This window comes from Bradyrhizobium sp. Ghvi, from assembly GCF_900115265.1.
Classification (GTDB): domain Bacteria; phylum Pseudomonadota; class Alphaproteobacteria; order Rhizobiales; family Xanthobacteraceae; genus Bradyrhizobium.
In genome coordinates this window covers 27,870-40,732 of the sequence record NZ_FOVU01000008.1, presented here as the reverse complement: position 1 = coordinate 40,732, position 12,863 = coordinate 27,870, and the positions used below count along the sequence as shown (strand labels likewise).

Sequence of the window (12,863 nt, the reverse complement as noted above, 5' to 3'; positions counted from 1 at the left end):
GGGGCTGCAAACGTTCACTTCTGGCCCATGCACGAGTCTTCGTTCTTGGTGTAGGCGTCGTTCTTGTCCTCATGCTTGCTTGGACGTGCACGGCCCCAGGCCTCGTTGGAGCGGGCGCGCAGGTAGACGTAGAGATCGTCCATGTAGCAGGCGACGTTCGGATTATCGCCGAATGCCGGCATCACGTTCTCCTGCGCGGTCGAGACGTTCTTGCGGCCGGAGGCGACGACGCCGAGGAAATCGGCATAACTCATGGTCTTGAGCGAGTCCTTCAACGCCGGCGCATAGGTCGAGCCCATTCCATCGGGTCCATGGCAGACGTGGCAATCCGAGTGATAACGGCGGTATCCGGAATAGGTGTACCAGTCCACCGATCCGTCGGTGATCTTGTAGGTCGGATTACCCTCCTTATCGAGCCATTCGCCAGTTTCGTTCTGCTTGACGGCAGTCGGGTCGCCCGAGCCGTCCGCGACAGCAATTCCTCCGGACGCAACGAAGATCATCGCAGCAATGACAGAGCAGAGTTTACGCAAAGAGGTGTTCCTCGAAGGCATCGGGTGGAGACGAGCCGGCGCGTGGAGTTGATCCACGCGCCGGAGCGAGACTGCACAGAGGCTAGTTGGGCAGCGAGAACACGGTCAGCGTACCGCCGAGCGCCGTGTAGTTGCTGAGGGCCGCGTAGCCGCCGACCGCGCCGAGACCAGCGGTCGGATCAGTCAGACCTGCTGCCAAACCGATGCCGGCCCAGCCGCCCACGCCGGAGAGCACGGCAACATACTGCTTGCCGTTGTTCTCGTAGGTGGTGACGTTGCCGATGATGCCGGAAGGAGTCTTGAACTTGTAGAGCTCCTTGCCGGTCTTGGCATCGACTGCCTTCAGGTAGCCTTCGAGCGTGCCGTAGAACACCACCCCGCCGGCGGTTGCCAGTGCACCCGACCACACCGAGAACTGCTCCTTGTTCGACCAGACGATCTTGCCCGTCTTGCCATCCCAGGCGATGAAGTTACCCATGTTGGTATCGCCCTGCGGCGGATACATCGAGAGCGTCGCACCCACATAGGGCTGGCCCGCGGTGTAGCTCACCTTGAACGGTTCGTAGTCCATGCAGACATGGTTGGTCGGAACGTAGAACAATTGCGTGTCCGGCGAGTAGGCTGCCGGCTGCTCGTCCTTGGTGCCGAGCGCGGCCGGGCAGATGCCCTTCACGTTGTGATCTTCGCCGGCCTTGTCGGTCGAAGCTGCGTCGAGCACCTTCGGGCGGCCATAGGTGGCGGAGTTCTTGTCCATGTCGACGCCGGAGGTCCAGTTCACCTTCGGATCGTACTTTTCGGCGACCAGCAGTTCGCCGGTGGTGCGATCGAGCGTATAGCCGAGGCCGTTGCGATCGAAATGCGTCAGCAGCTTGCGGGCTTGGCCGTTGATCGACTGGTCGGAGAGGATCATCTCGTTGACGCCGTCATAGTCCCATTCGTCATGGGGCGTCATCTGATAGACCCATTTGGCGACGCCGGTGTCCGGGTTACGTGCCCAGATCGTCATCGACCATTTGTTGTCGCCGGGACGCTGCTTCGGATTCCAGGTCGAGGGATTGCCCGATCCATAGTAGATCAGGTTCAACTCGGGATCGTAGGAGATCCAGCCCCAGGTGGCACCGCCGCCGATCTTCCACTGATCGCCTTGCCAGGTCTTGAGGCTCGAATCCTTTCCGATCGGCTTGCCGAGCGCGGTGGTCTTGTCGTCGACCAAGATCTGGTCGTCCGGGCCTTCCGAATAGCCGCGCCAGGCCAGCTTGCCGGTCTTGATGTCGTAAGCGCTCATGTGAGCCTGGACACCGAATTCGCCGCCGGAGATGCCGATCAGCACCTTGTCCTTGATGACCATCGGCGCCGAGGTGCCGGTCTCGCCCTTGCTGGGATCGCCGTTCTTGGCGGTCCACGCAACCTCGCCGGTCTTGGCGTCGAGCGCGACGAGAGTCGTGTCGGCCTGATGCAGGAAGATCTTGCCGTCGCCATAGGCGAGGCCGCGGTTAACCGTATCGCAGCACATCACCGGGATGACGTTCGGGTCCTGCTTCGGTTCGTACTTCCAGATGATCTTGTTCTCGTTGGAAAGGTCAATGGCGTAGACCTTGTTCGGGAACGGCGTGTGGACGTACATCGTGTTGCCGATAATCAGCGGGCCACCCTCATGGCCACGCAGCACGCCGGTCGAGAAGGTCCAGGCGACCTGGAGCTTGCCGACATTTTGTGCGTTGATCTGGTTCAGCTTGGAATAGCGATGATTGGAGTAGTCACCGGTCGGCATCACCCAGTCTTTCGGGTTCTGCGACATCTTGTTCAGCTCGTCATTGGCGGACGCGGTCCCGACGGCCAGCGCCGCCGCGGAGCCAAGGAAAGTCGCCAGTAGCACCTTGCGCATAGTCATTTCCTCCGTTGGTCTCGTTTATTGTTTCCGTAACATTGCTTAATCACCGGGCTTTTCGTCCGGCGTCTGCTCGTGCAGGGGCGGTCGCGGTTGGGACCAGAAACGATGCTGTGCTGTTTCCTCCTCCTGATGAGAGGTACGGGTTCGCGTGCAGGAGCTGCCCGATTTTTTTGTGCCTGCCGCAATTCCTAACGACTTCGTCAATGGGAAACTTGCCCAAGAGAGAAGCTGATTTGCTCGATAGCGCACGGACGCGAAGTTTTTGATTTTGCAGTAGCGAATTCAGCGGCTTCGACGCTGCGCGCCGCGGCGTTCGACGCTCAGGTTCCCCTTGACGGCGGTGCAACTAAGGCGGAGGATTAACTTTCAAGGGTGGCAACGGAGTGATGGCGCTCGTTCTCAAAGACCGCCCAAATTTGAGGTAAACGCCACGCAGTCACGACTGAGGGCTCCAGCAAGCGCAGGTCGCGATTCGCGTCGAATCCGGGGACACCACCAGTGGCTGGATTAATGTCCGACACAATTCATACGCTCTCGACGACCGGACTGACGCCGAAGCGCCAGATCCAGAGCTGGATCGACGGGCTCACGAGTCTGTGTGGTCACTTCGATGTCGATCCGCTGGAGGCATCCTCGCTTGAAGGGCGCATCGACTACACCTCGGTCTCGCGTCTGAAGCTTTGCCAGATCGAGGTGAGCCAGCACCGCATCGCGCATACGCTGGCGCGTGCCAAGGCCAACGAACACCCGTACATCAAGATCCACTTCCAGACCTACGGCGTGTCCTATTTCGAACAGGAAGGCCGCCACATCGAGCTGAACCCCGGTGACATCCTTGCCTACGACGTCTCCTGCCCGCATTTGATTGTCAGTCCCGCTTTCACGCGCCACGATGTGGTGATCGTACCGAAGGCGCTGCTGCGCGATCGCGGCTTCCCGTCACAGCGTATGCCCGCATGCAAGTTGACGGCGAAGACGGGGACGGGACGCATCGCTCATGACTTCGTCCATGCCACGTTCGACGAGGCAGCGAAGCTGTCGGCCAACAGTGCGGTCGGCGTTGCCGATTCACTGATCGACTTGTTGTTGCTGCCGCTGCGCGAGGCCGACACGATGTTCGATCGGGTCGGGCCCGAGGCGATGTACGTTCGTGCCCAATTCTTCATCCGAGAGCATCTGCGCGATCCCGATTTGTGCATCGACCAGATCTCGGCGGAACTTGGCTGCTCCAAGCGCTATCTGCACATGTTGTTCTCCGAGCGCGGCACGACGGTGAGCGACTACATCTGGCAGGCGCGCCTTCAGAACTGCCGCCAGGAGCTCGAGGCCCACGCCGGCAAGACAATCACCGATGTGGCATTCTCCTGGGGCTTCTCGAGCTCATCGCATTTCAGCCGCGTATTCCGGAAATATTTCGGCGTGGTGCCGTCCTCCATCCACAAGGCGCAGCAGAGCGCCGTGGCGGCGGACGAAAACTAGGCGCGTGCCGACCGCGGGCTTGTCTCGGAGCTGGCAGAGCGACCCTCGCAACCAAGGCTCACCGCTGAATGATCTTGGTCCATACGTCGCCAAGGATCGCGGGCTCGTGCGGCGGCAGATAGGTCAGGCCCGCTTGCTTGCTGAATTCGGCGATCTTGCCCTCCGCGGCAAGATCCGTCAGCGCCTTGCTGACGGCGTCGATCAAAGCGGCCTCGCTGGCGAGTCCGACGTAGCCGCGATTGGCGCCAATTGGATAATAATAGCCGGAGGCCGCGATTGCCGTATCTGGATGCGCGGCACGATAGGCGTCGAAACGGGCGAGATCGATCAAGGTGGCGTCGTAGTCGCCGCGATCGAGTGCACCCAAGAGGTCGTCGCGGCCGGGGACCAGATGGGTGACGTTGTCGATCAGCCGTCCCTTATCGAAGCTCATCAGGATCGCGTCACCCAATGAGCCGCTCTCGATTGCGAGGCGAAGCCCGGCGAGATCGCCGATGTTGCCGATCTTGCGGTCGCGCGCTTTCGGCCCGAGCACGACCGTCATCGGCGCATAGATGTAAGGCCTGGTCGGCACGAGCTCGCCGAGCGCAACGCGGCGGCGCCGGTCCTCGCGCGTGGCGCCGTTGAAATCCGGCAGGCGCGCGGTCTTCATGCCGGGCTTGACGAGCGAGTCCGTCGTCAGCGCGTAGCCGCCGATCAGCGCGCAGCGCCCGTCTGAGAGCAATGCATTGGCCTCGAGCTGCGGGCTCGAATCCTCATCCAGCTTGCTCTCGAACCACTGGATTTTGAGCGGCCGTCCCATGCGGTCGGCGATCGCCTGCGCCAGCAGCACGTCGAAGCCCGAATCCGGCTTGCCGCGGTGATGCGCCGAGAGCGGCGGCCGATCCTCGTCGAGGCAGATGCTGAGGGGATCTGCCGCCCACGCCGCCGCCGGAGCAGCCAGCATTGCAACGAGACCGAGCGCTGGCAGTCGGCGCCTCATGGCTTCCTCCGGCTCGAGATGAAGGCCCAGAGATTTCCGATCTCGTCGTCGCTCAAGATGTCGCCCCAAGGGGGCATCCTGTTGTTCTTGCCGTTCTTCACGGTGGTGATGAAGCGCGTCTTGTCGTCGGGAAAGGTGCGCAGGTCCGGTGTGATGGTGCCGGAATTCATCATGTTGGGGCCGTGGCAGTGCGAGCATCTTTCGGCATAGGTCGACTTGCCGTGGTCGATCTGCGCCTGCACCGGATTGCCGTTCGAATCATCCGCAGCACGAACGGTCGCCGCAAGCGCGACCGTCAGCACCGCGACGGTGGCGAGGATCGCCACCGTGTTGTGTGATATGTCCCTCAACGTCTCTTGCCGTTACTGCTTGACCGCAAAGACCCACAGGGAGCCACCGGGCGGCACCTTGGCCAGCCGCTCGTCGCCGGAGAACAGCGAGTAGACGCCGCCATAGCCGGAGGTGACCGCGACATACTGTACGCCGTCCTGCTGCCAGGTCACCGGCTGTCCCTCGATGCCGGAGCCGGTCTGGAATTGCCACAGCTTCTTGCCGCTGTCGGCATCAAAGGCCTCGAACTCGCCGGTCAACGCGCCCGAGAATACGACACCGCCCGCGGTCGAGAGTACGCCGGAGAAGCGCGGGATGTCGCTCGGTGCCTCCCACTTCGCCTTGCCGGTCATCGGATCGATGGCCTTGAGATGACCGCGCGGCCCGTCACCCCACTCCCAGGGATCGGTGAGGTCCATGCCGAGATACCATTCGCCCTGCTTGAAGGTGGCCGGCTCGGTCTTGTACCTGCCGCCGAAGGCGAGCGTGTTGGCGTAGGCCAATCCGGTCTGGGGATTGAACGACATCGGCTCCCAGTTCTTGCCGCCGAGGACCGATGGATAGACGACGACCTTCTTGCCCTCGCGCGCGTCGTTGCTGACGTCGGTCTCGATCGGACGGCCCGTCTTCATGTCGATGCTGGTCGCCCAATTGACCTTCACGTAGGGATTGGCCGCGAGCAGCTTTCCGTTGGTGCGGTCGAGCACGTAGAAGAAGCCGTTGCGATTGGCGTCCATCAACACCTTGGTCGGCTTGCCCTCGACATTCATGTCGGCGAGGACCATTTCGGCCACTGCATCATAGTCGAACGGATTGTTCGGCGAGAATTGGTAGTGCCACTTGATCTTGCCGGTCTTGGGATCCATCGCCAGCACCGAGCAGGTGTAGAGATTGTCACCGGGGCGCACCGCCGAGTTGAACGGACCCGGATTGCCGATGCCCCAATAGACCGTGTTCAGCTCGGGATCGTAGGACCCCGTGATCCACGTCGAGCCGCCGCCGAGCTTCCAGGTGTCGCCTTTCCAGGTGTCGCCCCCGGGCTCGTCCGGCGAGGGGATCGAATGCGTGCGCCAGAGATGCTTACCAGTTGCCGGGTCCCAGCCGTCGATGAAGCCGCGGGTGCCGAACTCGGCGCCGGAGATGCCGGTGATGAGTACGCCGTCGGCGACCAGCGGCGCCACCGTCATCGAATAGCCTTCCTTGATGTCGGCGGCCTTTTGCCGCCACAGCTCCTTGCCGTCCTTGGCGTCGAGTGCGATCACGTTGGCATCGAGGGTGGTGCGGAAGAGCTTGCCTTCATAGAGCGCGGCGCCGCGGTTGATGATGCCGCAGCAGACGATACGCGGCGTCTCGGCCGGATATTCGATCTTGGATTTCCAGATCTGCTTGCCGGTCTTGGCGTCGACCGCCATGGTCGCGTTGTGAGAGGTCACGTAGATCACGCCCTGGTACACCAGCGGCTGTGATTCCTCGCTGCGATCGTCGTTGAAGGAGTAGTTCCAGACCGGGACGAGGTTCTTGACGGTGTCCTTATTGATCTGGTTCAGGGTCGAGAAGCGCTGGAGATTGTAGCCCATCCCGTAGTTGAGAACGTTCGACGTATCGGTTGCGCCCTTGACCAGCTGATCGGTCGTCTGTGCGCTCGCAACCGAGCATGCGGATATGACGAGGCTCGCGGCCATCGCAAAACGTTTCATCCGTTCCTCCCAATATGCGCGCCTTTTGACGCTGCGATCGCAACACTCCGTCGGAAAACAAAACGCGTCAATACGAAAGTCGAAAGCGGCCTGCCGATATGTTGGACGTCGGATGCCAGTCACCTCAGGGAAACCTGATGGTCGACTCCTCACTTGTGTGCAGACGCTGAAATAATTCCGCGGCACGAAGTTGTCTCGGCGTGGCGTCGCAATCGGCGGGCGTGAGTTGTGCGGCCTGCAGGTTGCAATTTCGGGCTTGAACCGGGGCAGGCTTGTGGACTTATGTAGCTTTCGAGCCCCGATGAATCAGGGCTTTTGGTCAGGGAGGTCTCAAATGATATCGCGTCGCTCAGTTGCGCTTGCGCTCACGATTGCATTGCTGGCGGGGCCGGCTTGGTCGGCATCCGGCAGCGCCGTCAAGATGTTCGACACCGACAATGACGGCACACTCGACCTCGCCGAGGTGAAGAAGGCCGCAGCCGCGCTGTTCGCAAAGCTCGATCCCGACCATGACGGGACGCTTGACGCCCGCGAATTGCGTGGACGTTTAACCGCGAAGGAACTCGCGGCCGCGGATCCCGATCATGATCGGACCCTGACGCTCGACGAGTACCTCGGCGTGGTGGAGCAGCGCTTCAACGCAGCCGATCCCGACAAGGATGGAACGCTGGACGCGAAGGAGCTGAGATCGCGCGCTGGCCGCGCATTGCTGCGGCTGTTGCAATAAGCGGGGCGGAATTCTGCCCCGACTTCGGAACATCGGCCGATTCGACCTGTTCTTCTCAACATCCCCGCCCGGGGCTGAGATCCCGCGGCGGTAAGGATTGAGGAGACGATCAGATGAACACGAAACGATCCATTCTTCTTGCGTGCACAGCCTTGACGCTGAGCGCCGGCATGGCGATGGCGGGCCCCTGCAACACGGGTAGCACCGCCAGCGACAAGGACGCTGGTTCTGGTCCTGTCACGGTGGGCTCGGCGCAGTCCCAGCCATCCGACATGGCGAGCAATAACCAGCATCCGCCGACCAGCACGATGAATCGCGCGAGCGGCGAAACACCGACGTCGTCCGAAGACGCGCAGCGTCAGATGCAAAGTCAGCCGACGGCGGCTCAGAGCGCTCAAGGCGCCAAGCCGAATGCGACGACGGCCGACAAGGGCTGCTGACGCTGAAGCGTAGCCGTATCGAGAGGTGCGCCGCCTCGCGCAAGGCGCTGCTCAGTCGTCGCGTTTGACCAAGAGGGAACTGGCTTTGTCCGAGAGCGAAATGCGGCCGCGAAGAATCGGCACAGAGTCGCTCGGTGTTCGAATCCAGGCTTGAACTGCATGGAGCACAGCCCTACGTTTTGCCCCGCGCGATGTCGCGCTCGAATACTTGGCTCAAAATACTTGGGAGACCCGAATGGCCTGGAAAGCTCCGAAGATCGTGGAAGTGCCGGTCGGCATGGAAATCAACATGTACGCCTGCGCTGCGCGCAAGTAAGACTGACGACCTGTCACGGCCTCGATGGCGGATACCATCGAGGCCGCGACGGTGATTCGGCGTTCGGCGCGTTCGCTCTCCGGCATCCGGCGTCGAGAGCGATCGAGCAATGGGCTCGAAGTCTCAACTCCCCAGACCGGAAGGCGAATTTCCCTTCATTCAGCACGGACCTTGAAACGCGCGTAACGAAGCGCAAGGGTCGGCAACACCAGCAGACTAAGTGCCATCGAGGTCATAAGACCCCCAAGGATGACGATCGCCATCGGGCCCTCGATTTCACGGCCGGGCTCTCCTGCGCCGATGGCGAGCGGCAGCAATCCCAAGCCAGTCACGAGAGATGTCATCAGGATCGGGACCAGACGATCCGCCGCGCCTTCCATCGCAGTTTCCGCTCCCCATGCACGGCCATCGATGAGGACGAGATGCTCGTAATGCGAAATCATGAGGATCGAATTCCGCAGCGTGATTCCGAGCAGCGTGACGAAGCCGACCATCGATCCCAGCGAAAGCAGGCCACCCGTCAACGCGAGTGCGAGCACACCACCGACCAATGCGAACGGCAGGTTGATCAGCACCAGCAACAGATTGCGCCAATGGCCTGTGACCATCGAGAGCAGAACGACGATGCCTATCCCGGCCAGCAGGGAATTGACGATGAGATCGCGTCGCGACCGGGCTTGAGCTTCGGCCGCTCCGGCAAATTCGATGCGAGCGCCGGGTGGGAGTTTGACTTCGCGGGCAAGCTTGCGTTTGGCGGCGGCCACGAAGGATTCGAGATCGCGTCCGCTGACATTCGCCGTTACGGTTTGAACGCGCTGCGCATTCTGGTGCTGGATCTGATAACGACCCGACGTTTCATAGATGTCGGCGATCTGTTTCAGCAGAATGTAGGCGCCGCTCGGCGTGCGCACCGGCAGGTCGCCGATCTGGGTAAGCCGTGCGCGGGCCGGCCCATCGAGGATCACGATGATGTTGAAGACGGCGTTGCCTTCATACCCCTGGCCGACGATGTCGCCTTGATAGGCGGTGCGCACCAGTTCGAGCACTTCGACGGCATCGAGTCCCCAGCGCTGCAGATCGGCCGGCCGAAGTGTCACGTTGACCTGCGGCATTCCGGGCGGTGAGCGTCGCTGGACGTCGGCGGCGCCGCCGACTTCGTCGAGCTCTCGCGCGACGTCGCGTGCAGTGCGATCCAGCGAGTCGAGATCGGACCCGTATATATTGATGACCACGGCCGCGCTGAAGCCGGAGACGGTCTCCTCCACACGTTCGGTGAGGTAGGTCTTGCTGGAGAAGGAAACTCCAGGGAAGTCGGCGAGGGCGTCCCTGATGCGCGCTTCCGCTTCGGATTGGGCCTGTCCCGAGAGCCCTGGCGCCAAATCAACCTCGAACTCGCTGGAATGCGGACCGACCGTGTCGATCCCGGCCTCGGCCCGACCTGCATGCTGCGCCACCCTGCGGACGCCCGGGATCTGCCGAAGCGCATCCGTCATCAGTTTGCCGATGCGAAGAGATTCGTCGAGCGAGGTGCCGGGGATTGCCGAGACGTGCAGAATCAAATGGCCTTCCCTGAGGTCGGGGAGGAAGGTGCCGCCAAAGAAAGGCAGCATTGCTATGCCGGCGATCGTGACGGCTGCGGCTGCCGTCATCACCAGCTTCGGGAAGCGGCCGATGCGACGCAGCAAGGCCTGGTAGTAGCGACGGGACCAACGCACCGCCGGCGGTTCATGCAAGCGTTCTCTCCCGCTCCTCCCGACGAGGAGCAGCATCGAGAGCGCCGGCGTCACCGTGAGAGCAACCGCGAGCGATGCGATCACGGCGAAGATGTAGGCGATGCCTAGCGGGCCGAACAGGCGACCGGCAATGCCGGAAAGCGTCAGGATCGGAAAGAACACCAGCAGCACCGCAAACGTCGCGTAGGCAACCGCAGTGCGCACCTCGAGGAAAGCGTCGAGCACGACACGAGCTTCGGGTCTCGGCGCCGTTGCCCGGCGATTTTCGCGCAACCGGCGTACGACGTTTTCGACGCCGATCACGGCGTCATCGACGACTTCGCCGATCGCGATTGCGAGGCCGCCCAGCGTCATCGTGTTGAGAGTTTCTCCCATCCATTGCAATGCGAGCACGGCCGCTATCAACGACAGGGGAATCGCGATGCAGCTGATGATCGAAGTGCGCCAGTCGAATAGAAACAGGAAGAGAACGACGACCACGAGGGCTCCGCCGATCAACAGGGCGTTGAGGACGTTCTCGGTCGCCGCATCGATGAAGTTGGCCGGACGAAATATGTCCGCATGAAGCTTGACGCCATCGGCTTCGAGGATGGGTCGCAGCTCTTGCAGTGCGGCTTCCGCGCGTGTGGTGACATCTCGTGTATTCGCGCCATATTGCTGGCTCACCATGAGCATGATGCCGGGCACACCGTCGATGAGGGCGGCTCCGATCGGCTGCTCGGGAGCGGTCACGACGGTTGCGACGTCGCCGAGAACCACGCTTGCGCCGCCTTCGTGCAGAAGCACGGTGTGGGCCAGCTGGTCTGGCGTCAGCGACTGTCCCTGGGTTTGCAGCGTGATGCGCTGATTGGCGGTATCGATGAAACCAGCGCCACGCACGCCGGTGGCTTTGCGCGCGGCGGCCAGCACGTCATTCAGGCCGACCCGGAAGCGGATCAGATCGTCGGGGCGGACCTGCACTTGCAGGGATCTGACGTCTTTGCCGTAGGTCGAGACCTGTGCCACGCCCTGCACAGCCAGAAGTCGTCTTGCCACGGTCCAGTCCGCAATGGTGCGCAAATCCATCAGCGAACGCTGGTCGGACGTCAGGCCGATGACCAGCACCGTGCCGGCCAGCGGCGTCAGTGGCGTCATCGACGGCGGCTGAACGCCCTGCGGCAGGCGCGCGGCCACGACCGCGAGGCGTTCGGTCACCAATTGGCGCGCCCGATAGATATCGCTGCGCGGCTGGAAGATGACGGTCACGACCGAGAGGCCCTGAATCGACGACGAGCGCAGACTCTCGACTCCGGCCAGGCCGTTGATCGACGTTTCGATCGGTTGCGTGACCAGGATCTCGACATGCTCGGGGCTGAGGCCCGGAGCTTCGGTCTGGATCGTGACCTGCGGTGGCGCGAATTCGGGGAAAACGCCGTACTTGGCTTCACCAAGCGCGAACAGGCCGTAGCCCAGCAGTGCGAACGAAAGCGCGAGCACGATGCCGCGGAAGCGGATGGCAAATTCGACGAGAGCGGCTTGCGGCCCTGACTTGCCGGAGCCGGCGCCATCAATCGTCATCGCCGCCCCGAAGCTCGCTTTTGGCCTCCTCGGACAACAGGACCTGCGCGCCCCGCATGACGATTTCGGACCCCGATGGGATGTCCCGGACGACGTAATCGTCATCGGAAACCGGCTGGTCCGTACTGATCGGATGCCGTCGGAAGCTGTCGGGGCTTACACGCAAGTAGACCCACGCCCGACCTTGCCACCGCACGATGGCAGTGTCTTCGATGAACACGCCCTCATAGGTGTTGCCCGACGGCACATAGACCGTGGTGTTCATGCCGGGCAGCAGGCCGCTATCGCCCGGCACGGAGAAGAAATAGCTCAATCCCTGAATGCGAGGGTCGGTGCGCGTTGCCGGAGAGATGTACTGCAGATCGATATTCGCATTCCGCGTCGGCGCCTGCGCCAGCGCCGTTCCCGGAGTGCCGGTGACGGTGGTGCCGGGCGGCAGCGTCACCTGAACCAGAAACTGATCACGTTCGATCAGTCTGACAACGGCCGGCGAACGCTCGACGATTCCGCGGCCGATGACCGGCCCCCATTCCTGCTGTGCTGTTGCTGCCAAGGTCCTGAGCTGTGATTCCGCCGCGGCCAGCGCCGCCTTGTCGACCCGCAATGTTCCTTCTGCGGTCTCGGCTTCCTTCTTTGGGAGGGCGGCGGAGTCGACGAGATTCTTGGTCCGGTCGTATGCGCTCTTCGCGACTTCGAGCTTGGCCTGCGCTGTCTGGAATTGGGCTTGCGCGTTGGCGTAGCTGTTGGCCAGCTCCGTGATGCGGGAGATATCGAGCACGGCGCCATAGGCGCGGAATTGCTCGGGATGTGGAGCTGCTTCGAGAGCTGCGGTTTCGAGCCCGACCTGAGCCTGCTGGCTCGGCGTCAACTTGACCACAGGTTGGTCGCTGTTTGCGGTGCGGGAAGGCTCGATGTGACCCGAATTGGATTTATCGAGCTGCGTCTGCGCGGCAGCTCGCGGGACACAATCCGTGACGGCAGAGGTGCTGGCGACGAGCACCAGCACATAGGTTGCGTTCGCGACGCCGCGCCGGAAGGTTTCCTTGAGAGCCATCAGCCTGTTAGCAGTTGTCGGGAACAAGCTTATTGACGAAATCAGCAGGCGGCAAGGCGCCGATTGCCTCTCCGCCACGCCTGCGATGGTCGGTGCCCTTGGCTGCAGCCCGATCATTCCCGCC

Annotated in this window: 11 protein-coding genes; 4 read left to right on the top strand and 7 right to left on the bottom strand. The window is 62.2% G+C overall.

Features of this window, described 5'->3' with window-relative positions; translation table 11 throughout:
• Positions 1-14: 14 nt before the first annotated feature.
• The gene (locus tag BM374_RS26700; protein WP_092299157.1) at positions 15-503 is read right to left on the bottom strand and encodes a c-type cytochrome, methanol metabolism-related; all 489 of its coding nucleotides are present in this window, start codon (positions 501-503) and stop codon (positions 15-17) included.
• A gap of 112 nt (positions 504-615) precedes the next feature.
• On the bottom strand, positions 616-2,418 hold the full coding sequence (xoxF5, locus tag BM374_RS26695; protein ID WP_092299154.1) for a lanthanide-dependent methanol dehydrogenase XoxF5: 1,803 nt from the start codon (positions 2,416-2,418) through the stop codon (positions 616-618).
• Positions 2,419-2,934: 516 nt separating this feature from the next.
• On the opposite strand from xoxF5, the gene BM374_RS26690 reads away from it, so the two are divergent.
• Positions 2,935-3,903 (top strand): helix-turn-helix domain-containing protein, encoded by a 969-nt coding sequence (locus tag BM374_RS26690; RefSeq protein WP_092299151.1) that lies wholly within the window; start codon positions 2,935-2,937, stop codon positions 3,901-3,903.
• Positions 3,904-3,961: 58 nt separating this feature from the next.
• Here the strand turns inward: BM374_RS26690 and BM374_RS26685 are convergent, their stop codons facing one another.
• Genes BM374_RS26685 through BM374_RS26675 form a run of 3 tightly spaced genes read right to left on the bottom strand, consistent with a single transcriptional unit; the run spans position 3,962 to position 6,912 of the window.
• Positions 3,962-4,885, bottom strand: coding sequence for a substrate-binding periplasmic protein (locus tag BM374_RS26685; RefSeq protein WP_092299148.1), 924 nt, complete (start codon positions 4,883-4,885; stop codon positions 3,962-3,964).
• Positions 4,882-5,235 carry a c-type cytochrome gene (locus BM374_RS26680; RefSeq protein ID WP_092299144.1) on the bottom strand — a complete coding sequence of 118 codons (354 nt, stop codon included), beginning with the start codon at positions 5,233-5,235 and terminating at the stop codon, positions 4,882-4,884. Before BM374_RS26680 ends, BM374_RS26685 begins: the two co-directional genes overlap by 4 nt.
• A 12-nt stretch (positions 5,236-5,247) precedes the next feature.
• Positions 5,248-6,912: a methanol/ethanol family PQQ-dependent dehydrogenase gene (locus BM374_RS26675; protein ID WP_092299141.1), complete on the bottom strand. Its 1,665-nt coding sequence runs from the start codon at positions 6,910-6,912 to the stop codon at positions 5,248-5,250.
• Positions 6,913-7,246: 334 nt separating this feature from the next.
• Between BM374_RS26675 and lanM the strand changes: the two genes are divergently transcribed.
• From lanM to pqqA, 3 genes are all read left to right on the top strand, one after another.
• Positions 7,247-7,639 (top strand): lanmodulin LanM, encoded by a 393-nt coding sequence (lanM, locus tag BM374_RS26670; protein ID WP_092299138.1) that lies wholly within the window; start codon positions 7,247-7,249, stop codon positions 7,637-7,639.
• Between the two features lie 113 nt (positions 7,640-7,752).
• On the top strand, positions 7,753-8,079 hold the full coding sequence (locus BM374_RS26665; protein WP_092299135.1) for a hypothetical protein: 327 nt from the start codon (positions 7,753-7,755) through the stop codon (positions 8,077-8,079).
• Positions 8,080-8,314: 235 nt separating this feature from the next.
• Positions 8,315-8,395, top strand: a complete 81-nt coding sequence (gene pqqA / locus BM374_RS26660) for a pyrroloquinoline quinone precursor peptide PqqA (RefSeq protein ID WP_012029362.1) — start codon at positions 8,315-8,317, stop codon at positions 8,393-8,395.
• Positions 8,396-8,550: 155 nt separating this feature from the next.
• Here the strand turns inward: pqqA and BM374_RS26655 are convergent, their stop codons facing one another.
• Positions 8,551-11,685, bottom strand: coding sequence for an efflux RND transporter permease subunit (locus BM374_RS26655; protein ID WP_092299132.1), 3,135 nt, complete (start codon positions 11,683-11,685; stop codon positions 8,551-8,553).
• Positions 11,675-12,739, bottom strand: coding sequence for an efflux RND transporter periplasmic adaptor subunit (locus BM374_RS26650; protein ID WP_244552700.1), 1,065 nt, complete (start codon positions 12,737-12,739; stop codon positions 11,675-11,677). Before BM374_RS26650 ends, BM374_RS26655 begins: the two co-directional genes overlap by 11 nt.
• Positions 12,740-12,863: the final 124 nt, after the last annotated feature.